This is a genomic window from Methylocystis sp. Sn-Cys (genome assembly GCF_016745395.1).
GTDB lineage: Bacteria > Pseudomonadota > Alphaproteobacteria > Rhizobiales > Beijerinckiaceae > Methylocystis > Methylocystis iwaonis.
The window spans coordinates 131867-151122 of the sequence record NZ_JAERVJ010000007.1 but is presented as its reverse complement, the minus strand read 5'-3'; the positions used below and the strand labels follow the sequence as shown (position 1 = coordinate 151122).

Annotated in this window: 22 protein-coding genes; 20 read left to right on the top strand and 2 right to left on the bottom strand. The window is 61.2% G+C overall.

Annotation, left to right across the window (positions count from 1 at the left end; genetic code table 11):
- Positions 1-166: 166 nt before the first annotated feature.
- Positions 167-358: a hypothetical protein gene (locus tag JJT62_RS14470; protein ID WP_165053818.1), complete on the bottom strand. Its 192-nt coding sequence runs from the start codon at positions 356-358 to the stop codon at positions 167-169.
- A gap of 399 nt (positions 359-757) precedes the next feature.
- Here JJT62_RS14470 and JJT62_RS14465 point away from each other — a divergent pair, with 399 nt between their 5' ends.
- The 17 genes from JJT62_RS14465 to JJT62_RS14385 all read left to right on the top strand — a co-directional run bounded on the left by JJT62_RS14465 (position 758) and on the right by JJT62_RS14385 (position 14425).
- On the top strand, positions 758-2149 hold the full coding sequence (locus JJT62_RS14465) for a sigma-54 dependent transcriptional regulator (protein ID WP_202073479.1): 1392 nt from the start codon (positions 758-760) through the stop codon (positions 2147-2149).
- Positions 2146-2979 (top strand): GvpL/GvpF family gas vesicle protein, encoded by an 834-nt coding sequence (locus tag JJT62_RS14460; RefSeq protein ID WP_202073478.1) that lies wholly within the window; start codon positions 2146-2148, stop codon positions 2977-2979. The genes JJT62_RS14465 and JJT62_RS14460 overlap by 4 nt, the downstream gene beginning before the upstream one ends.
- Positions 2980-3075: 96 nt before the next feature.
- The gene (locus tag JJT62_RS14455) at positions 3076-4539 is read left to right on the top strand and encodes an ATP-binding protein (protein ID WP_202073477.1); all 1464 of its coding nucleotides are present in this window, start codon (positions 3076-3078) and stop codon (positions 4537-4539) included.
- A 30-nt stretch (positions 4540-4569) separates the two neighbouring features.
- Entirely contained in the window at positions 4570-4965 is a 396-nt protein-coding gene (locus JJT62_RS14450) for a response regulator (protein ID WP_210340678.1), read from the top strand.
- 227 nt (positions 4966-5192) lie between these two features.
- On the top strand, positions 5193-5411 hold the full coding sequence (gene gvpA, locus JJT62_RS14445) for a gas vesicle structural protein GvpA (RefSeq protein ID WP_165053833.1): 219 nt from the start codon (positions 5193-5195) through the stop codon (positions 5409-5411).
- Between the two features lie 82 nt (positions 5412-5493).
- Entirely contained in the window at positions 5494-5946 is a 453-nt protein-coding gene (locus tag JJT62_RS14440) for a hypothetical protein (RefSeq protein WP_202073475.1), read from the top strand.
- Positions 5947-6069: 123 nt separating this feature from the next.
- The gene (gene gvpN / locus JJT62_RS14435; protein ID WP_202073474.1) at positions 6070-7086 is read left to right on the top strand and encodes a gas vesicle protein GvpN; all 1017 of its coding nucleotides are present in this window, start codon (positions 6070-6072) and stop codon (positions 7084-7086) included.
- Positions 7087-7102: 16 nt separating this feature from the next.
- Positions 7103-7426 (top strand): hypothetical protein, encoded by a 324-nt coding sequence (locus tag JJT62_RS14430; RefSeq protein WP_202073473.1) that lies wholly within the window; start codon positions 7103-7105, stop codon positions 7424-7426.
- Positions 7427-7465: 39 nt separating this feature from the next.
- The gene (locus JJT62_RS14425; protein ID WP_202073472.1) at positions 7466-7870 is read left to right on the top strand and encodes a hypothetical protein; all 405 of its coding nucleotides are present in this window, start codon (positions 7466-7468) and stop codon (positions 7868-7870) included.
- 57 nt (positions 7871-7927) lie between these two features.
- Positions 7928-8662: a GvpL/GvpF family gas vesicle protein gene (locus tag JJT62_RS14420; RefSeq protein WP_202073471.1), complete on the top strand. Its 735-nt coding sequence runs from the start codon at positions 7928-7930 to the stop codon at positions 8660-8662.
- Between the two features lie 152 nt (positions 8663-8814).
- Positions 8815-9063, top strand: a complete 249-nt coding sequence (locus JJT62_RS14415) for a gas vesicle protein GvpG (protein WP_202073470.1) — start codon at positions 8815-8817, stop codon at positions 9061-9063.
- A 7-nt stretch (positions 9064-9070) separates the two neighbouring features.
- Positions 9071-9658 carry a gas vesicle protein GvpJ gene (gvpJ, locus tag JJT62_RS14410; protein WP_202073469.1) on the top strand — a complete coding sequence of 196 codons (588 nt, stop codon included), beginning with the start codon at positions 9071-9073 and terminating at the stop codon, positions 9656-9658.
- Between the two features lie 11 nt (positions 9659-9669).
- A complete protein-coding gene (locus JJT62_RS14405) occupies positions 9670-10008 on the top strand; it encodes a gas vesicle protein (RefSeq protein WP_202073468.1) in 339 nt (112 codons plus the stop codon).
- On the top strand, positions 10005-10523 hold the full coding sequence (locus tag JJT62_RS14400) for an Hsp20/alpha crystallin family protein (RefSeq protein WP_202073467.1): 519 nt from the start codon (positions 10005-10007) through the stop codon (positions 10521-10523). Before JJT62_RS14405 ends, JJT62_RS14400 begins: the two co-directional genes overlap by 4 nt.
- A gap of 31 nt (positions 10524-10554) precedes the next feature.
- Positions 10555-11139: a hypothetical protein gene (locus tag JJT62_RS14395; protein ID WP_202073466.1), complete on the top strand. Its 585-nt coding sequence runs from the start codon at positions 10555-10557 to the stop codon at positions 11137-11139.
- Positions 11140-11151: 12 nt separating this feature from the next.
- Complete coding sequence (locus JJT62_RS14390) at positions 11152-13347, top strand: CDC48 family AAA ATPase (RefSeq protein WP_202073465.1); 2196 nt, start codon at positions 11152-11154, stop codon at positions 13345-13347.
- Between the two features lie 544 nt (positions 13348-13891).
- Positions 13892-14425, top strand: a complete 534-nt coding sequence (locus JJT62_RS14385) for a hypothetical protein (RefSeq protein ID WP_202073464.1) — start codon at positions 13892-13894, stop codon at positions 14423-14425.
- A 144-nt stretch (positions 14426-14569) separates the two neighbouring features.
- On the opposite strand, the gene JJT62_RS14380 is transcribed toward JJT62_RS14385, so the two are convergent.
- A complete protein-coding gene (locus JJT62_RS14380; RefSeq protein ID WP_202073463.1) occupies positions 14570-15781 on the bottom strand; it encodes an NADH-quinone oxidoreductase subunit D in 1212 nt (403 codons plus the stop codon).
- Positions 15782-15914: 133 nt separating this feature from the next.
- On the opposite strand from JJT62_RS14380, the gene JJT62_RS19630 reads away from it, so the two are divergent.
- The 3 genes from JJT62_RS19630 to JJT62_RS19625 all read left to right on the top strand — a co-directional run bounded on the left by JJT62_RS19630 (position 15915) and on the right by JJT62_RS19625 (position 19207).
- Positions 15915-16610 carry a LysM peptidoglycan-binding domain-containing protein gene (locus JJT62_RS19630; RefSeq protein ID WP_370568562.1) on the top strand — a complete coding sequence of 232 codons (696 nt, stop codon included), beginning with the start codon at positions 15915-15917 and terminating at the stop codon, positions 16608-16610.
- 389 nt (positions 16611-16999) lie between these two features.
- A complete protein-coding gene (locus tag JJT62_RS14370; protein WP_202073461.1) occupies positions 17000-18196 on the top strand; it encodes a diguanylate cyclase in 1197 nt (398 codons plus the stop codon).
- 654 nt (positions 18197-18850) lie between these two features.
- Positions 18851-19207, top strand: coding sequence for a DUF1643 domain-containing protein (locus JJT62_RS19625; RefSeq protein ID WP_202073460.1), 357 nt, complete (start codon positions 18851-18853; stop codon positions 19205-19207).
- The last annotated feature ends 49 nt before the right edge of the window (positions 19208-19256 follow it).

Here is a 19256-nt window from a genome sequence, read left to right as displayed (position 1 = left end):
AACGAAGGGGGGCATCAAAGGAAGGCTCCGCCGAGGACTGAACGACGCCGGGACGAGCTTACGGCTGGCGATCCGCGCAAATATTATCGGCGGGCAGGGAGCCCCGCGAGCGCAACACGAGTGAGAGACGCCCCGGGCCGAATGCGAGCACGGGGCGTTCGAGTGGCTATTTCTTGTGTTTCCGCACCATCATCTCGATGGCGGTGACGGACTCCGAAACATTCAGCCAGTTTTCGGCCTGTTCGTCGTTCTTGAATTCCCGGCCCAGATTGATGGGCTCGTCATGGCCCGCCAGATGGAGAAAACAGGCCCATTTGCCATTTGGCAGTTGCTCCACCGTGACCTTCTCGTCCGCCATGTATCCTCCCCTTGCATTTGGCGTTTTTGTAACAAGTTGCGCGCGACGCGGCTGCGCAATCGCGCGCACGCAACAATCTTGCCAGCAAATTGATGTTCGCCTTCAAGGGCTCGCGGCGCCGCGCACAGCGTCATTGAACAGTCATATTCTCGCGCGGGCGACTGTCATTTCAGCAAAGAAAGATATGTGTGAATGTAAACATCAAGCGTAATCGCTACAATTTGCTCGAAATGCTAACGCCGTATTTACTTTTATTGGGGCTCCAGGAGGAATAAGTAGCGAACTTGACAGTAATCAATGAAGTTGGACGCGTTGGTAGACTAAGCTCGCTTCAGCTCTGAGATTGCACGTGCTGGCGGGCGCTTTGGCCCGCCAGCCTCAAAAATGATTGGCTCTATCATGTTGACGCGCAATCGAAGCTCGGTCCTGCTGATCGACGACGATCACGATATGCGCTGGGCAATGCGCAGCATATTGGTGGACGCCGGATTTGACGTGATGGAAGCGCAAGCCGGCGAGCCAGGTCTCGAATTGGCGTCGCGCCATCCGCCAGACGCGGTTGTTCTCGATATGCGCATGTCCGGTATTGGCGGCGAGGAGGTTTTGCGCCGATTATTGCAACGCGACCGGCGCCTCCCCATCGTCATCGCCACGGCTTACGGCACGATCACCGGCGCGATCAACGCCATCAAAGAAGGCGCGTTCGAATATCTCACCAAGCCGTTTCGCAACGATCAGTTCGTCGATGTCGTGAAGCGGGCTGTCGCCCGGCGAGCGGCGCTTCACAAGCAGAGCGCCGAAAATGTGCGCGCTGACATATTCGGCCTCATGGGGAAAAGCGCCGCCATCCAAAAGCTCGCCGATGAGATTGAAGCGGTCGCCCGCTCCGACTACTCGGTCGTCGTTCAGGGCGAGACCGGAAGCGGCAAGGAGATCGTCGCGCAAAGCCTGCATCGGCACAGCGGCCGCGTCGCCAAGCCGTTCATTGTCGTCGACTGCGGCGCGATCGCCGAATCCCTCATCAACAGCGAATTTTTCGGTCATGAGAAGGGGGCGTTCACGGGCGCAGCCGCACGCCATTGTGGGTGCTTCGAGGCCGCGGCCAAGGGGGGGACGATCTTCCTCGACGAGATCGGCAATCTCTCGATCGCCGGACAAAAGGCGCTTCTGCGCGCGCTCGAAGCGCGCACGATCCATCGCGTGGGCGGCAGCGAACAAATCAGCCTCGACGTTCGCGTCATTGCCGCCACGAATGACGCCCTCAAAGAGCGCGCCGAGGCGGGAGACTTTCGCGAAGACCTCTACTATCGTCTCGCCGAATATGTGATCTCGGTGCCGCCCTTGCGCGCGCGCCCGGAGGACGTGCCTTTTCTCGCGGAGCGCTTTCTGGTGCAGGCGCGTGACTGTCTGGGACAGGCGCCGATCGACATCGACGCGAAGGCGCTCGAGCTGTTGCAGGCGCATCATTGGCCCGGCAATGTGAGAGAATTGCGCAATGTGATGCGGCGCGCGGCGCTGACGTCGGCGGACGCCGTCTCCGCCGCGCATATCGCCGATCGCCTCAATCGCGCGCCGCTGCCCCCCTCGCAAACGCAAATGGCCGCCGCCGCGCCTTTGCGCGATCAGATGCGCTACCAGGTGCGGGCGGTCGAACGCGACGCCGTGCTCGACGCGCTCAATCGCGCAAAGGGCAATAAGGCGGAAGCCGCGCGGCTGCTCGGCGTCGATTACAAGACATACCGCTTGAAGCTGAAAAAACTGGAAGGAGAGGGCGGAGACCTCCGGCAATGAGGACGCCGGATCAACCCGAAACGGACGGCGGCATTTCAGGGTCGATCGAGCCGGCGATCTCTCTCATTGCCTTCGTCGACCCCGATCGCATCTCTGCCGAGCGATTGCCTGCGCCGGAGGGGCGCGCCTTGCGGCTGCATCGCGCCGGCGCCGTCGCTGCGATCGTCGACCTTGTCCCGATCGCGGACTTCTGCGGCGTCGATGCGGAGCGTCATTTGACCGACGTTTCGTGGCTGGCGCCGCGCGTTCGCCGCCACGCGGAAATTCTGGCGTGGGCGATGCAATTCTCGCCAGTATTTCCCGTCCCTTTTGGAACGCTTTACACGAGCATCGAGAGTCTGGGCGCCTTCATGGCCGCGCATGAGGCGACGATCGCGCGTTTCCTTCTCGATGCGTCCGATAAAGAGGAGTGGGAGCTTCGCGCGGCGGCGCGTCTCGATGATCCGGCAATTCTGGATCAACTCGCGCGCAAGGCGTGGCCGGAGTGGGCGTCGCTGACGAGCGGCATCCGCTACATGCGCCTGTGCCGAGATAAAGAATCGCTGCGCGACTTCGGCCGCGCGGAAGCGGCGGCCGTCGCCGATCGGCTGGTGCAGGAGCTCGAGCCGCTGACGGCGGGGCGACGCAACCGCAATCTCGATGGGACCGATCTGGTCGCGCGCCATGCGTTTCTCGTCCCCAAGGAAAACGCCGCCGCTTTGAGCCGGCGCGTTGCGGAACTCAACAACCGGCTTGGGGCCGAGAGCGTCGAACTGACTCTCTCGGGGCCTTGGCCGCCTTTCAGTTTTCGGCCGCCGCTGGACCGTCCGCCGCTTCATTCCGCGAATTGAGATCGCGGCCGTTCGGGGACGCGCAAAAACGTCGCTGGCGCAAAGAAACAATCTCTTCTTGCAGATCTTCGGCCACACAAACCTTTCGAGAAGCCGATGTTTCTAGACACGCTCGATCACGAAAGCTTTTTCCATGCAGTGATGGATACGATCCCTTCCTCGATTCTCATTCTCGACGAAAGCCTCATCGTCAGAACGGTGAACAGCAACTTTCTCGAAAAGTCGCATGGAAGCTTGCATACGACACTTGGAAAACGCCTGCAGGAAATTTTCCCGGCGGCGTTCCAGGATACGCCCCTGGATCAGCAGATACGCGAAGTCATCGGGTCGGGAAAAACGCTTAGACGCCGCCGGATGACCTATCGTGCGCCCGGCGTCGCTCTGCGAACTTATTCCTACAGCATTTGTCCCTTGCAGCTCCAGGGCGGCTCGCGCGGCGTCATCCTCGTCATGGACGATGTGACGGATCTCTTGCAGCTCGGGGAGGAGGTGCGGCGTATGCAGTTGCATCTTGCGAGCGTCGTCGAGAGCGCCGGCGATCTGATCATCTCGACGGACTCGCACGGCGCCATCATGACCTGGAATACAGCCGCGGAAAAATCGACCGGCTATGCGGAGGGCGAAGTTCGCGGCTCCGAATTGTCCGGTCATTTCGAGGAACCGCATCAACAGGAAGTCGAATCCTGCTTCCGGGGCATCAGCGAAATCGACGACTGCCACTCGATCGAGTGGCCGATGCGCTGCAAGAGCGGCGAGACGATACCAGTCTCCTGGCGCTTATCGCGGATGACCAGCCATACCGGCGACGTGACGGGCGTCGTCGTGGTTGGCCGCAGCCTCGTGGAGCAGCGCGCGATGGAAGCTCAAATCCATCAGGGCGAGAAGCTTGCGGCGTTGGGCATTGTCATCGGCGGAATCGCGCATGAGATTCGCAATCCCCTCGGGGTCAGCTCCGCCGCGGCGCAGCTCATGAGAAATAGAATGGGCTCGCCCATTCTGCTCGGCGAATGTATCGACAAGGTGATCGGCGGCATCGATCGCGCATCGCTCGTGGTCGAAAGTCTGCTTCGTTTCGCCCGGCCGCAGCCGATCACCGAAACGACGCAGGTCAACGTCGTGAATATGCTGAAGAACGCCCTGATGTTCGCTGCCGGCGAAGCGGCGGTCGGCACGCGATATGAGTGGAACCCGCCAGCGGAGACCGCTGATATTTGCGCCGAAGGCGTGCAAAACCTTTTGGAGCTCGTTTTCATCAATCTTATGCTCAACGCATTCCAGGCGATGCCGAATGGCGGCGTGTTGACAATCGACGTGCGCCGCGACGGCAAAGAAGTGATCGTCGAGATCGGCGATAGCGGCCCCGGTATTCCCGAGGCGCATTTGAGGAAGATTTTTGATCCGTTTTTTACGACTCGCTCGGATAGCAGACGTTCAGGCCTCGGTCTGTCGGTGTCGCATTCCATCGTTCGCCAGCATGGCGGCGACGTGAGCGTGCGGACGGCCTTGGGCATGGGGACGACATTCGCCGTTCGCATCCCTGCAGCGCGCGAGGCGTCTTGAGCGGAATGGCTCTCTGGAGGGTTCGACGCATTGACTCCTTTCCCCGCTTGCCTCGCGCCGAAAACAGCGCTCGTCGTGGACGACGATCAAGACATGTGCTGGGTGCTCGAAGCCGCTTTGAGCCGGATCGATTGGATGGCGGTTACCGCCAATAGCGCGCAGGAAGCGCTCGGCTTGATCAGTCAGCAAACCTTCCCGATCGCTTTCGTGGACGCGCGTTTGCCCGATATGGACGGGTTCCGTCTGAGCGCGCGCTTCCGCATCATACGCCCCGCCATGAGCGTCATCCTGATCTCGGGATATTTCCTCGCGGACGACGCCGGCATCCTCGATGCGATGCGGGCGTCGACGATCGACGGTTTCCTCGCGAAACCTTTTCAAATCGACGCAATCGCGGCGGCTGTGAGCAAGGGCGCCAAAGGGTAACGCCGCCCTGGACCCGGGCGCCGACGCCCGACCTGCCAATGCGATACTCGAAACCATGCGAACGCGCAAAATTGAAAAGCAATGAAATATAAGCCTGAAATCGATTTGTCAGCTTACCGGCCCCTCTGGCGCCGCGGTTGCTCTATTCAACTCGGCCGGGGGAATGATGAGTTCTCTTCGGTGTGTTCGCAAAGTGCTCAAAGCGCTTTTAAGAATGGAGAAGCTTCATGGCACGCGTTCAAAAATCTGTGGACTCGTCAAGCCTCGGCGAAGTTGTCGACCGCATCCTCGACAAGGGCATCGTGATCGACGCCTGGGTCAAGGTCTCGCTCGTCGGCATCGAGCTGATCACTATCGAAGCGCGCGTTGTGGTGGCCTCGGTCGAGACCTACCTGAAATACGCCGAAGCTGTCGGCCTGACCGCTTCCGCGGCGGCCCCCGCCTAAGTCTATCCGCCATCGCTGGAAGGGCGTGTTTTATAAACCCGCCCTTCCGGCAGTTTGGAAACTTCTGATGGAGGATTGGATCATGGCGAAGTTGTCGGAAGGATATTCGCGCGTCAAAAGCGGCATCGACTCGGGCCGGCACTCACGGGAAGAGCTTGCCGAACGGATCAAGGACGCCGCAATAAATCGCCACAAGGACATCGAGGCGCTTCTGGATAATCTGAAGGCCGCGAGGATCAGATCGGGTCGCGACCAGGCGGCGCAGCTCCGAAGAGCGACCGTGGCGCGCAGCAATGAAGTCCGCGCGACTCTGAATGGTCTGAAGTCGAACCGCGCACGCGAAAGCAAGGCCTATCACGAAAAGGCCGATGCGTTCATGCGCGATCTGACGAACGGCGTCGCCGCCCTTCTCGCATCCTTCGCGAAGGCCAATCACGATCGAGCGTCGTCCTTGCACCGCTCTTTCTTGGAATATGCGCGCGACCGCAAGCACGCCGCTGCGATCTGGCACGGAAAAGCGTCCGCTCACCATTAAGGGAGTGCGGGCCCTCCAACCGAATTCGGAAGCCACGGCGCCAATAGCCATCTGGCTTCCTCTTCTCATCTCCGCCACGCGAACGCGCACGGCAGTTCAGCGCATTTTGGGAAAGGTCACGTCATGAGCGCGATAGCACTCGCCAGCCTAGGTCAGGACGCCGAGGATTTCTCCGACGACGACGGCTCCATCGCGCTCGGACCGAGCGACGCTTTCGTCAGCTCGCCGGCGGTTCAGGAGATTGCGGATCGTGCGCTCGCCTATCTCGACGCCGGATATGCCGTGCATTTTTCGGGGCCGGCGGGCAGCGGCAAAACCACGCTGGCGTTTCATGTCGCTGCGCAGCTCGGCCGTCCGAGCATTTTGCTCCATGGCGATCACGAGTTCGGCAGCTCCGATCTGATCGGACGCGAGAGTGGATATCGCAGATCGCGCGTGGTCGATAATTATATTTCTTCCGTCGTGAAGCTGCAGGAAGAGGGACGCGCGCTGTGGACCGACAATCGCATCACCACCGCCTGCCGTCTCGGTCATACGATCATTTATGACGAGTTCAACCGTAGCAAGCCGGAGGCGAACAACCCCTTCCTGAGCATATTGTCGGAAGGCGTCCTCAATGTTCCGGGTCTGCATGGGCGCGGCGAGGGATACATCAAGGTGCATCCACATTTTCGCGCCATCTTCACGTCGAATCCGGTTGAATATGCGGGCGTCTATCGCGCGCAGGACGCTTTGCTCGATCGCATGATCACACTTTATTTCGATCACTATGACCGCGATACCGAGGTTGCGATTGCTGCGAAAAAAGGCGGAGTCGATCAGGCACGCGCGGAAAAGGTGGTCGACTTCGTTCGCTTGTGCCGCCGTCAGGGATCGGACCCGCATTATCCGACCTTGCGCGCATCGATCGCCATCGCCCGCGTGCTGGCGGCGCGCGGCGGCGAGGCCAGCGTCTCCAATCCGGTCTTCCGCTGGGCGTGCCGGGATATCCTTGGTCGCGGGTCTCAAAATTCCGCCAAGCCCGCAGAATTTACCGCCGACGTCGTCGACGAGCTGTTGCTGCAATTCGAGCTGGAAGCGCTCGAACGCGCGCAGCGCATGCATGCGCAAGGCCCGGCCAATCACTCTGTGCATTTTTGAGCTGGGAGAAGGCGACATGGCGATGCATCGACAGCCATCCCGCGGCCTGAACGATCTGCGAACCTTGACCGGGCGCAATGACAAAAGCGTCCCCGCGCACAAGGCCTATCTGCGGATGAGCTTCCTCGAACTCGAACGCGCGCGGCGCTCGATGGAGCTGAGAGCGGCGACCGACCGTTCCGACGCCATACAGGCGAGATTTCGCGAAATCGACAAGGAAATCGGGGAAATTACGGCAAAGATGAATGGAACGGCGCCGCCGGCCCATCCCGTCGCAGCGGTTCGCAAGTCGCCGATCGGCATGCGGCAGGCGTCGAAGCGCTTTTCCTTCACTTATTGAGTGGCGCAGGTTCAACGCCAGTTCACGGAGAATGATCCAATGCCGCCTAAGACTCACATCGGCTCCGAACAGAGTTCCTCCAACGCCGCGCCGCCGCCTCCAGCGCCGCCGCCTCCCGCGTCGTCGGCGCCCAAAACGAAACCGGCGCCTGCAGCGCCCGCGGCGCCTCTCGGCGGTAAATTGTCGGGCGCCCGTGCGGCTGTTCAACAGTTTCTCACGACCGAACTCGGCGCAAAGGAACTGCGCATCACCAAGATCGCGCCGATCCGGCACGGCGACGGCGGTTGGAGCGCCGAAGCCGAAATTCTCGTGCCGAACCTTGAAGTGAAGATGCTCGGCTTGCCGCTGACGCAAGAAGTGCTCGAAAGAGAAACTTACTCCGTCGAGCTCGACGAGGATTTAACGGTCCGGGCCTATGGTCATATCGAAGAAGAAGAGATTTGAATCCTTTCTTATTTCGTTGGTTCGTGACTTCGGGTCGTTGGCGGGGGAGGAAGATCGATGGGCCTCTATGTCTATGCGGTGACGAGCAACGACAACGATCCGCCGCCCCTGCAGGGCGTTCTCGATCGTACGACCTTTCTTGTGGGCTCGGGCCCCTTGAACGCGATCGTTAGCGATTGTCCCGTGGGCGCTCTGCGGGCCGAAAGGCGCAATCTCGCCGCAGCGCAGCGCGTGCTCACCGCGCTCAACGCGAAATTCGATCTGCTGCCGATGGCCTTCGGCACAATCGCGAAATCGGAAAACGATCTGAGGCGGTTTCTCGACGGGCAACGCGACCGGCTCGTCAGCCAGTTGGAAAGAGTTTCCGGCGCTGTGGAAATGGGCGTGCGGCTGAATATTGAAGCCGCCGATCCCGTCGCTTATCTGGTTGCGCGCCACCCGGCGTTGCAGGCCGCTCGTGACCGAACCTATGTCGGCAGCCGCCCGCCGTCGCATGAGGCCAGAGTGCGTCTGGGTCAAATGGTGGACGAGGCGTTTCGGCGCTATCGGGAAGCACAATCGGCTCAGGTGATCTCGGTCTTGGGCGACGCATGCCTCGAAGTCGTCTCTTTGCCGGTTCGCAACGATAGAGAGATTGCGAATTTGGCCGCGCTCGTTCCCAGGGCAGGGTTAGAGGATTTCGAGCGGGCTGTGCAGGCCTCGGCGGCGGAGATCGAGGAAGATATTGCGTTCAACATCGCCGGCCCATGGCCGCCGCATAATTTCGTGCAATTCGCGCCGCGCGAGAGTTAGGGCGATGTTCATCCTCGATGACGCCGTGAAGATCGTGACGAAAAGCGTCGGCTTCGTTCTGAGCAAGATTTTCAAGGTCAGATCCGGAAACGCGACGCGCAGGGCGAACTTTGGGCCAAACGCACCGGATTCAGATCGAAAGGGGCGGCGCCATGCTGCTGATCGATGATTTGCTGGCCGCTCCGATGCGTGGGCTGCTGTTCGTTTTGGAAAAGATCGACGAAGCCGCTCGACAGGAGCGGGAGGCGGAGGAGCGCGCCATCATGGCGGAGCTATCGGAACTTTACCGTGCGCTCGAAACTGGCGCGCTGACCGAAGCGGAGTTCGACGCGCGCGAGGGAAAATTGCTGACGCGCCTTGATAGCCTGCATGGGAAGGGCGCCGCCGATGTCAATTCCTGATCGCGGCATGGCTAATTTGAGTGCGCCGCAGCGCGATCTCTCGCTCTCGGAAGCGCTCGATCGCCTGCTGCATCGCGGCGTCTCGGCGCAAGGCAATCTGACCATTGGTCTTGCCGATGTGGACCTCATCTTTCTCGACGTGAGACTCTTGCTCGGGGCCGTCGACACGATTTGGCCGGACGGCGCTCCGGCGCAATCGATCATCGAACCAAAATTGCCTCCCGGGTCCGTGACGCCGTCCGGCGCACTCACGGAACCTCACGCGCCGCGGAGCGTATCTCCCGCCGATCCAATTCAGTTGCCGCAAGAGGATCGCATCGCGAGCGCAATCGAGCGAAAGCCGGAGGGCTCAGGCCGCTCGACCGCCGATGGTCTTCTGCGGCTCGTGCTCACGCTCGTGCGAGTTCTTCATGATGTCCTCGAGCGCCAGGCGGTGCGGCGGATGGAAGGGGGACGCCTGTCGGATGCGCAGATCGAGCGACTGGGCGCCGCGCTTTTCGCGCAGGCGCAGGAAATCACGCGTCTGCAACGGCAATTCGGCTTCTCGGAGAGAGAGCTTTCGCTGCAGTTTGGCGTCTCCGACAGCGCGCCGTGAAAGGACCGTTCATGTCAACGATGCATCAACCCATCACGCATTCGGTCGATAGCACCAATCTCGCGGATTTGTTGGAGCGCATTCTCGACAAAGGCGTCGTGGTCGCCGGCGATATTTCCATTAAGCTGGTCGAGGTCGAGCTCCTCACTATTCAGTTGAGGCTCGTGGTCTGCTCGGTCGACAAGGCGCGCGAACTCGGGCTCGATTGGTGGAACCACAATGGCGCCCGCCTCGGCGCGTCGGACGGCGAGGCCAAGCTCGGCGCGATCGAGCAGCGAATGGAAAGGCTGGAGGAGGCGCTGTGCGCCCTTGTCGCGGCGCCAAGCAAAGCAGGGGAGGCGCATCCATGACGCGGAAAGACCGAAACGACAACGAGGACGTCACTGGCGTCGCCGGGCTCGAGAAGATCGCGCGGGGCCTGTCGAACCTGTTCAATGTGCTGGCTGACTTCGACAATCTTCCGCGACGGGGACGCCATGAAAAGGATGGCCGCGTGATGGAATATTCCTTCGGCGCGCGCACGCTTCGCGAGGCGGCCGAAGGGCGCGTGGCGGCGGAGGAAGAGGCGCCGGCGCCGGAACAACCGCGGCGCCGCGCGGCGAAACGAACGACTGTCGAGATGCTCGAACCGGTGACGGATATGTTCGACGAAGGAAACGAGCTGGTGTTCCTTTTCGAGCTTCCCGGCGTCGAGCGCAAGGATATTCGCTGCATTCTCGACGGCGACATTCTGCTTCTCGAAGCGAAATCGGGCGTGCGGCTCTATCGCAAGGAAACCTTCATCGAGGAAAAGCTTGCGGGGAACGCTCCGCAACTCAATCTGCGGAATGGCGTTCTCGAAGTGCGGCTCGCCAAGCAATCCTAGCGTTGCGTGCGTCAGGGGAGCGCGTTGTGTCATGGCGCGATTGATCTACGTGCCTGTCCTTCACAGCATGGCTGAGATGGGCGCCGCCGCGCCCGCATATAAGGCCGCATTCATCGCCCGCCATGGCGCCGCCAAATGGGCGGAGCGCTGTGCGGCCTTCGATGCGATTTGGCGCTCCATCGCAGAGGCGATCAAGGCGTTGCGCCTCGATCTCCCGCGCGTCAAGCTCTACCAGGACAGCCTGCCGGTCTGCGATAAAGAGCGTGAATTGGTGACGGACCTTGCGGCGCAGGGAAGTCCCAACCATCAACTTCTCGAAAGCCTCATGCGGGGCGGCGCGACTCTCATGGGCACGGAATCGCCGGCGCTGCTGGTCGATGAATATAAGCTGATGCAATCGCCGGATCGGACGGACGCAAAGGCTTCGGCGCTTCTCGACGCCCGCGACCGCTTTATCGCCGAACGCATCGATCAGACGCTCGGCGAGGCGGAGGTCGGAGTCCTTTTCATCGGCGCGCTGCATCGGGTCGCCCGATTTCTGCCAGCGCGCATCAAAGTCGACTATGTGGCGATCCGAAGCGATTTGCCGCACGGCCAGGAACAACCCGGAATGTGAGGCGAGCGTCCCATGATCGAGAAAGCCAAGCAAGGCGACGGAATCCTGCGTCTCACCGTGGTCGAGGCGCGGCGTGAAGATGTTGGACGCGGCGTGGCGCGGCTCGATCCGGAGACATTGCGCCAGATTGGCGCCGCTCCCGGAGAAGTTCTCGAAATTGCGGGCCGGGGGAAGACCGTCGCCAAGGCGATGCCGACCTTCAAGGAACAGAGAGGGCAGCATCTTATTCAGCTCGACGGCGTGTGCCGCACCAACGCCGGCGTGGCGCTGGGCCAAATGGTCACGATCCGGAAAGTTGCTCACGCGATCGCGCAAAAGCTCGTGGTGACTCCGCTCGGCGCCGGGGCTTTGCACGAAGACGAAATCGAACATACCGCGCGCCGGCTGGATGGTCTCGCCATCCGCACCGGCGACCGTGTGCGGATCGCGCTTTTCGGCGGAACGCATCGTGATTTCCTCGTCGGCCGAACGGAGCCGGATGGGCCCGTCATCGTTCACCCGGATACGTTGCTGTCGCTGGAGCGCCCGCGGTCGACGTCCTCTTCTTCCGCCGCGCCCTCGGAGTCCGATGACATCATCACTTACGACGATTTGGGCGGCATGGAGCGCGAGGTCGCTAAGATCCGCGAGATGGTGGAGCTGCCGCTGCTTCATCCAGAACTCTTCGAACGGCTCGGCATAACGCCGCCGAAAGGCGTTTTGCTGCACGGCCTTCCCGGTTGCGGCAAGACGCTTCTGGGGCGCGCGGTCGCAAACGAGTCGGATGCGGATTTCATTTACGTCAGCGGCCCCGAGATCATTCAAAAGTTCTACGGGGAGAGCGAGGCGCGACTGCGCAAGATTTTCGAGGATGCGCAGAAGCGCGCGCCCTGCATCATTTTCTTCGATGAAATCGATTCCCTCGCTCCTAAGCGCGAGCGGGTGGAAGGCGAAGTGGAAAAGCGCGTCGTCGCCCAATTGCTCGCGCTCATGGACGGGTTGAAGAGCCGCGGCGACGTTATCGTCATGGCGGCGACGAACCGTCCCAACAGCCTCGATCCCGCATTGCGGCGGCCCGGAAGATTCGACAGGGAGATCGCCATCGGGATTCCCAATGAGCAGGCGCGGCGCGAAATCCTCGAGATTTACGCGCGGGGCATGCCGCTTGGGATCGACATCGATCTTGCCGATCTCGCAGCGACGACGCATGGATTCACCGGCGCCGATTTGAATGCGCTTTGCCGGGAGGCGGCCATGGCGGCGCTGCGTCGCCAGCTTCCCGCATTGACGCTGGGGGACAGCCCTATGGCCTATGACGCGCTGATGACGCTGGAGGTCATTATGGCGGATTTCGCCGAAGCGATGAGCGAGGTGTCGCCCTCCGGCTTGCGCGAAGTGGCGGTGGAGACGCCCAATGTCGAATGGCAGGATGTCGGCGGACTCGATGCGATCAAGGAAGCGTTGAAGGAGGCGATCGCCTGGCCGGTGAGCCAGCCGCAGCTCTTCGAGGCGATCGGCTTGCAGCCGCCGCGCGGGATATTGCTCTATGGCCCGCCCGGAAACGGAAAGACGCTGATTGCGAAAGCGCTCGCCTCTCAGAGCAATTTGAACTTCATTTCCGTGAAGGGGCCCGAACTCTTGTCGAAATATATCGGCGAGTCCGAATTGGCCGTCCGCGAGCTTTTTGCGCGCGCGCGTCATGCGGCGCCTTGCGTGGTGTTTCTGGATGAAATCGACTCCCTGGCGCCCAAACGCGGCCTGGACGGCCGGTCGCCGGTAACGGACCGCGTCGTGAGCCAGTTGCTCACCGAGCTCGATGGTGTCGAGACGTTGAAGCAGGTTTGGGTGATCGGCGCGACGAACCGTCTAGATATTATCGACGACGCATTGCTCCGGCCGGGCAGGCTCGATTTCCACTTGGAGGTGACGCGGCCCGATCTCTCGGCGCGCGCCGCCATCCTTGCTGTGCATTTGCGCAAAAAGCCGGTCGACGCGCGCGTCGATCTCGACGCGCTCGCCCAAGCGGCCGAAGGCATGTCGGCCGCCGAAGTGCGCTTTTTATGTGATCGCGCCGCAATGAGCGCCATCCGTCGCATTTACCCGACCGGCGGAACGCAAGCCGTCGATGTCGGCGCGCTGCGTATCGAGCAGCGCGATTTCGACGATGCGCTCACGACGCAAATCGCGGCCTCGAAACAAGCGGCGCTGTCCGGCGCCGCCTATTCCTGATACGAAATAAAGCCCACGGCCGCGCCTAAAAAGATTCGACGCTCGCAGCCATATCCGGGACCAGACGAACCCGGTAACGCGCGTTTTCGCACCTTATGATCCACACCGCCTCGTCTGGCCGGGATGCGGCGGCGTCGCGGGTCGCGCTTTTGGGCGCATCGCATTTATAGCCCTGCGTGCGCAAATGCGCCGCGAGGACTTGCTTGGGCGATTCCTGAGCGACGCATGGCGTTGCGAGGCCCACACATGTGCTTGCCATCAGGATCTTGGCCCAGCTTGTCATCTCACGGCTCCCTTTGTCGGCTCGTCGGATCACACTTTGCGCCATCCTAGTTCAAGCTCGAGAGGCCGGAAAGAACCAAGCGTCGCTTCGCTTCTTCGCGGGCTGCCTGGAAGCCGAATTGGCCTGAATTAGATAAGGAACTGCTTCGGTCGGCGCCGCTCTCGCGACGCCCGCGGAAACCACGCGGAGGCGACGCTGTCGGATCAGCCTACTCCCAAAGGTAGCTTCGAGCGTGAACATGAGAAGCTCGGGCGCGAGGAATTGCTAGCGCTTCTGCGCGACGTAATGGAGCAGCGCGACACGGTGCTTTCGCAATATGAGGCCATGGCGCTGCAGGTCGATGAAGCGGTGCGGGAGGTTGACGAGGCGCTGGTCGAATCCCACCACAACGCCAAAATGGCGAAGGAGACTGACGAACGCGCCGAGTGTGAAGCGGCGCGCGCCAACGAACTTTTGCGCGAACTCGACGAGGAGCGCCGCAAGAGCGCGGCGCGCGCCGAGGAAATCGCGCGTCTGCGCCATACGATCGAGCATGGGCCGTACGAGCGGCCCTGGCGCGTGGCGTCGCTTGCCCTAGTGCAGATCATCGAAGATGCGATCGCCTGGATGAGAGCGAAAATTCCGCGGGAGAGCGCTCTTCTGCCCTGGTTCGACAAAGCGGTCGCGCTGGCGAGAACCGCTGGACGCTTGGGGCTGAAAAGCGCTGTTACATTTTTAAGATGGGCGCAACCCCACGCCGTCGCTTCATGGGATTGGCTAAAAAGGGAAGCTGTGCGGCGAATGAGCAAGCGTTAGCTTGCGGTTGGCGTCCGTCATCGCGAGCGGAACGAAGCAAACCAGAGCGCCATTGCGGCCCTGGATTGCTTCGTCGCTTCGCTCCTCGCAATGACGGCGCTCGCATATCAGCTTCACAGTCGCAGAGCCTCGTCTATAGAATGCCTAACGATCGATCTCGCCGAACACGATATCGAGCGAACCGACGATAGCCGAGACATCGGCCAGCATATGGCCGGTGGCAAGGCGGTCCATGGCTTCGAGGTTGGCGAAAGAAGGGGCTCGTATCTTACATCTGTAGGGCTGGTTGCCGCCTTCCGAAACAAGATAGACGCCGAATTCGCCTTTGGGCGCTTCGACGGCGGCGTAAACCTCGCCGGCTGGAACGTGGACGCCTTCCGAATAGAGCTTGAATTGCTCGATCGTCGCTTCCATGGATCGTTTCATGGCGTTGCGCCTGGGCGGCGCGATCTTGCCGTCCTGTACGATGATGGGGCCATAGCCCTCCGGCGATTGCAATCTCTCGATACATTGCGTCATGATGCGCACGGACTGGCGCATCTCTTCCATCCGCACGCCGTAGCGATCATAGCAATCGCCGTTAGCTCCGACGGGGATGTCGAATTCGAGCTCCTCGTAGCATTCATAGGGCTGAGCCTTGCGAAGATCCCAGGGCGCGCCGCATGCGCGGACCATCACGCCGGAGAAGCCGCACGCCCAGGCTTCGTCGAGCGTGATCGCGCCAATGCCGACATTACGTTCTTTGAAAACCCGGTTCTCACCCAGAATTTCATCGAGGTCGTCGCAAACCTGCAGGAACGGCGGGCAGAAAGCATAGATGTCGTCCAAAAGCTTTTCGGGCAAATCCTCGTGAACGCCGCCGAAGCGGAAATAATTCGCATGCATCCGCGCGCCGGAGGCCCGCTCATAGAAAACCATGAGCTTCTCGCGTTCCTCGAAGCCCCAGAGATTGGGCGTCAGTGCGCCGACATCCGAGGCTTGCGTGGTGATGTTCAGGAGATGCGACAGCAGCCTGCCGATCTCGCAGTACAGAACGCGAATGAGCTGCGCGCGTTTGGGCGGCGTTATCTCCAATAGCTTTTCGACCGCCAAACAAAATGCGTGCTCCTGGTTCATCGGCGCGACGTAATCCAATCGGTCGAAATAGGGAATGGATTGCAAATAGGGCCGGCTCTCCATCAGTTTTTCGGTGCCGCGATGCAAAAAGCCGATATGGGGATCCGCCCGTAGAACGACCTCCCCGTCGAGCTCCAGGATCAGCCGAAGCACGCCATGCGCGGCCGGATGCACCGGCCCGAAGTTGAGCATGAAGCTTCTCAGCGGCTCGGCGTTTGCGGGAGAGGGTTGTAGCGGCATGGGTCTCGCCGGATTGAACTCGCTCGGCTGCGAGATAGCGCGCATTCCGCAAAAGTTGATAGGCTTCATCGCGCTTGTTCGTTGGCTTCCGTCTTCTAGGTCACTGTTGCCGCCAAAATCCATGAGGGTCGTCGTGGCCTATGTCGTTGTCCATGGAGCCGACCGAGCTCGCGATCTACCCGCAAGCGCCAGCGAATGCCTCGAGCTGGTCAAGACCCTCCAGGCGCGCGCCGAAGCGCCGATCGAGATCACGGACGATCGTGGCGCCCCGCTGGGGCTTCGCGATTTGGAAGCGCTTCACAAAACGGAAGTGGAGAACGGCCCTCTCATTCGCCGCGCGCCGGCCGCGGAGACGCGCGAAGGAGCGAGACAGTCTCTGGGCGAGAACAAGGGGCGGCTTGCGGCCGGCTTGCTGATGGCGAGCGCCATGGTCGCTGTCATCGCTGTGACAGCGAGCCATAATTGGGCGCCCGGCGAGAGCGGGATCGAAACAGCGGGAGGGGAAGCGTCGCAAGGCGCCGTGACGGGCCCCGTGGAGGCCCCAAAGCCAGAGCCCGAAACAGGCGGCGGGCCCTCGGCCGCACAGGCCGCGAAGGAACAACCGGCTGGCTCCCACGCCGGGGAGCCGATGGGCTCGGGCGAAGCCGCGCCGAGCAGCTATACTGTCGTCGCCAACGACACTTTGCGCGGGGTCGCGAAGAAGCTCTTCCATGACGCCGGGCGCTGGCGGGACATTGCGCAGGCAAATCCAGACATCGATCCCAATCGGTTACGCCCCGGGCAGGTCATCGCGCTGCCAAAGGCGCCCAGGCTGGCGGGACACAAATAATCCGAGAGCGGCCGGCGTATTCTGATTTGTTTGCGAACGACTAACCACGAATGACGCTTTAAATTAACAATTAAATATGCGCGCGCTAACATGTTGCAGTATAAAGCTTCTCAATTGGAGCAGTGGCGCGGGCCGCTCGAACGCATTGCGCAAAAGTCGATGGACTTTTGCGATATGAGTGCGCTCCAGCTTTTTGAATCTGCGCGCTTTCCTCATCGCGGGCACGATTCCTGCGAGCGGAGAGCGGGCTAAGGTTCGGCCAAACCTTGTCATGCAGACGAGGCGGAAACGTCGCGTGATGTAACGCGAATCCAGGAAGAACAGCGATGGAGGCGCTCGCGTGGCCGGCGGCTGCAGGCGCGTGCATCGGCAAGGTTGGCGAGAGTCTGATGAGCATTCTGCTACCGACGCTTTTTGCCTTCAACACCTTCATCTATGCGCTCCTGGGCGCGTTCATGTATTTCATCTGGCGCGAGGACAGAGCGGGAGAGTTCCGCTTCTGGTCCCTGGCGTTTTTCCTCAACAGCGGCGCGTTGCTGGTGTATGCGGCGAGCGATCTCGCCGCGATCCCTCCCGTCCTCGCGGGCGCCCTCAATCTCTGGGGGGTGGGCGCGCTTTGGGCGGGGATCCGGGTTTTTGTCGAAAAACCGATCAGCAGAGTCGCGGCGATAGCCGGCGGCGCCATCTGGATCCTGGCTTTTTCCGACGTCTCGCTTCTCATTCGCATCGATGGGCGCGTGACGATCGCCGCGGCCTATGCATTTTCGATCGCCTATGAGCTCTACTCTTACAACAAGGAGCGTCTGACCATCGCGCGCGCGACGGCGGCGCTTTCGACGTTCCATGGCTGCTTCATGGCGCTCATGGGGATCTACGCCCAGTTCGTGACCGTCGATACGCCAATGAAGTCGGTTTACGACTCGCCAATCGCGAAATTCATGGCCGCCGAAGGCATGAGCCACGGGATCGTGCTTGGTTTCATGCTGCTCGCGCTTTCGAAGGTGCGGGCCACGGCGCGGCAGAAGATTGCGGCGCTGACCGATCCGCTGACGGGCTTGGGGAATCGGCGCGCCTTCGATCTTGCTGCGGAACGCGCCATCGAGAAATCGCGTGGAGCTGAGACTCTGGTTCTGCTCGTCTTCGATCTCGACCGCTTCAAGATGATCAACGACCGTTTCGGACACGCCGAGGGCGATCGGGTGCTGAGGCGCTTCGCCGATGTTGCCGCGCGTAACACAAAAGCGGCGGGCGGCGTGCTGGCTCGGGTCGGCGGAGAAGAATTCGCCGCCTTGCTGATCTGCGAACCATCGACAGGCTTATCGACCGCAGAACGGATTCGGTGCGATTTCGCCGAGGAAGCGGCCACCCTTGCGGATGGATTGGCGACAGTCAGCGCGGGAGTTGCGGCGATGCAGGATCGGACCGCCGGTTTGGCGGCGTTGATGCGCGCGGCGGATGAAGCGCTTTACATGGCGAAGGCCGCAGGCAGGAACCGGGTTTTTCTGTCTCCCGACGCCGCCCGCGTCGCGTCGCGAGCGACAAGAAACCGGTTCGACGACTTCTTACCGCCGTTGACGGCGGCCTGAGCGGGCGGACGCCCGGCGCCTCGCCTGTGAAAGGCGGAATTGGAGGTTGGCGGAAGAGGTGTCCTCCTTGTCATCAATAAAACCAGGAATTTCCCCCGATACCTGCTGTCTACCCACGTCTCTACCTACGTTCTGAACGAGGGCTGGGATGGCCAGACAGGCTTAGCTTTTGTCGGCCTGCGGTGCATCCACGGGTCTAACAACTCGCTGTTGAGGGGTGCGTAGGCCCGGCCGGGGGGCCATGGGTGGCAAGCGGGGCTCGTTCCGCTATTGGTGGCTGCCTCTATGGTCGTCATCTTGCGCATAAAAACCAGCAAACGGCGAAACGATATTCGCATGATCACTACTATGGGCATGGCTGGCGCTGAGGGGCCGCGCCGCACAGACTGCAACTCAGGATAATTGGGCCGCGGGGCACTTTGCTGGAAATCTTCTCGGCCCACGCGAAAACTGCGGCGGTTTTAAAAACCGTAATGAAACACACCCCCGCGGCAGCATTCGGCACCGATGAGCGTTCTGGTAAACCGAGGTCGTCATCACGAATTCTTGAGAGCCGCGTCGAGCAGCAACCAACACCCACGCGGCCCGAAGAGTTTTCTAAGTCCTGCCCAAGCCTCCGTTTTAGCCGCTCTTTTTGAGCACATAGGAGCGCATGTGAAGTGTATCGTCGCGGGCGAGCGGGGGACCGAAACCTATCACTACTCGCAACCCGAATATCGGTGGTGCTTCGAGCGTCGCTGGGAGGAGGGGCCCGCTGCTTTGCTGGATCGACCTAAACCCAAGCAAGAGCGATACGACGCATCGGCCTTGGCCGACCCTAAGCAGGTAATGGAGCTAGCCGAGAGCTTAGGCATGGGCGGTTTGATTGTGGTCAATCTGTTCGCCTACCGCTCGATCGACCCACGTGAACTAATTGCGGCCGCTGAGTATCGAGATGTTGTGGGCAAAGAGAACGACGCGGCGATCACGAGGCTGTCGCCCGTTCGAGAATTACGCAATGGTTTGCCCTAGCACCACGCGGCGCAGTGAGCCTCGACACCCGCTTGATGTTCGGAGCGGC

Excerpts from the sequence above, each read along its gene's own strand:
- gvpA (WP_165053833.1), top strand. The coding sequence starts at position 5,193 with ATGGCACGCGTTCAAAAATCTGTGGACTCGTCAAGCCTCGGCGAAGTT.
- JJT62_RS14395 (WP_202073466.1), top strand. The coding sequence starts at position 10,555 with ATGGCGCGATTGATCTACGTGCCTGTCCTTCACAGCATGGCTGAGATG.
- JJT62_RS14390 (WP_202073465.1), top strand. The coding sequence starts at position 11,152 with ATGATCGAGAAAGCCAAGCAAGGCGACGGAATCCTGCGTCTCACCGTG.
- gvpN (WP_202073474.1), top strand. The coding sequence starts at position 6,070 with ATGAGCGCGATAGCACTCGCCAGCCTAGGTCAGGACGCCGAGGATTTC.
- JJT62_RS14455 (WP_202073477.1), top strand. The coding sequence starts at position 3,076 with ATGTTTCTAGACACGCTCGATCACGAAAGCTTTTTCCATGCAGTGATG.
- JJT62_RS14440 (WP_202073475.1), top strand. The coding sequence starts at position 5,494 with ATGGCGAAGTTGTCGGAAGGATATTCGCGCGTCAAAAGCGGCATCGAC.
- JJT62_RS14465 (WP_202073479.1), top strand. The coding sequence starts at position 758 with ATGTTGACGCGCAATCGAAGCTCGGTCCTGCTGATCGACGACGATCAC.
- JJT62_RS14420 (WP_202073471.1), top strand. The coding sequence starts at position 7,928 with ATGGGCCTCTATGTCTATGCGGTGACGAGCAACGACAACGATCCGCCG.
- gvpJ (WP_202073469.1), top strand. The coding sequence starts at position 9,071 with ATGGCTAATTTGAGTGCGCCGCAGCGCGATCTCTCGCTCTCGGAAGCG.
- JJT62_RS14380 (WP_202073463.1), bottom strand. The coding sequence starts at position 15,781 with ATGCCGCTACAACCCTCTCCCGCAAACGCCGAGCCGCTGAGAAGCTTC.
- JJT62_RS14460 (WP_202073478.1), top strand. The coding sequence starts at position 2,146 with ATGAGGACGCCGGATCAACCCGAAACGGACGGCGGCATTTCAGGGTCG.
- JJT62_RS14415 (WP_202073470.1), top strand. The coding sequence starts at position 8,815 with ATGCTGCTGATCGATGATTTGCTGGCCGCTCCGATGCGTGGGCTGCTG.
- JJT62_RS14405 (WP_202073468.1), top strand. The coding sequence starts at position 9,670 with ATGTCAACGATGCATCAACCCATCACGCATTCGGTCGATAGCACCAAT.
- JJT62_RS14430 (WP_202073473.1), top strand. The coding sequence starts at position 7,103 with ATGGCGATGCATCGACAGCCATCCCGCGGCCTGAACGATCTGCGAACC.
- JJT62_RS14400 (WP_202073467.1), top strand. The coding sequence starts at position 10,005 with ATGACGCGGAAAGACCGAAACGACAACGAGGACGTCACTGGCGTCGCC.
- JJT62_RS14370 (WP_202073461.1), top strand. The coding sequence starts at position 17,000 with ATGAGCATTCTGCTACCGACGCTTTTTGCCTTCAACACCTTCATCTAT.
- JJT62_RS14470 (WP_165053818.1), bottom strand. The coding sequence starts at position 358 with ATGGCGGACGAGAAGGTCACGGTGGAGCAACTGCCAAATGGCAAATGG.
- JJT62_RS14425 (WP_202073472.1), top strand. The coding sequence starts at position 7,466 with ATGCCGCCTAAGACTCACATCGGCTCCGAACAGAGTTCCTCCAACGCC.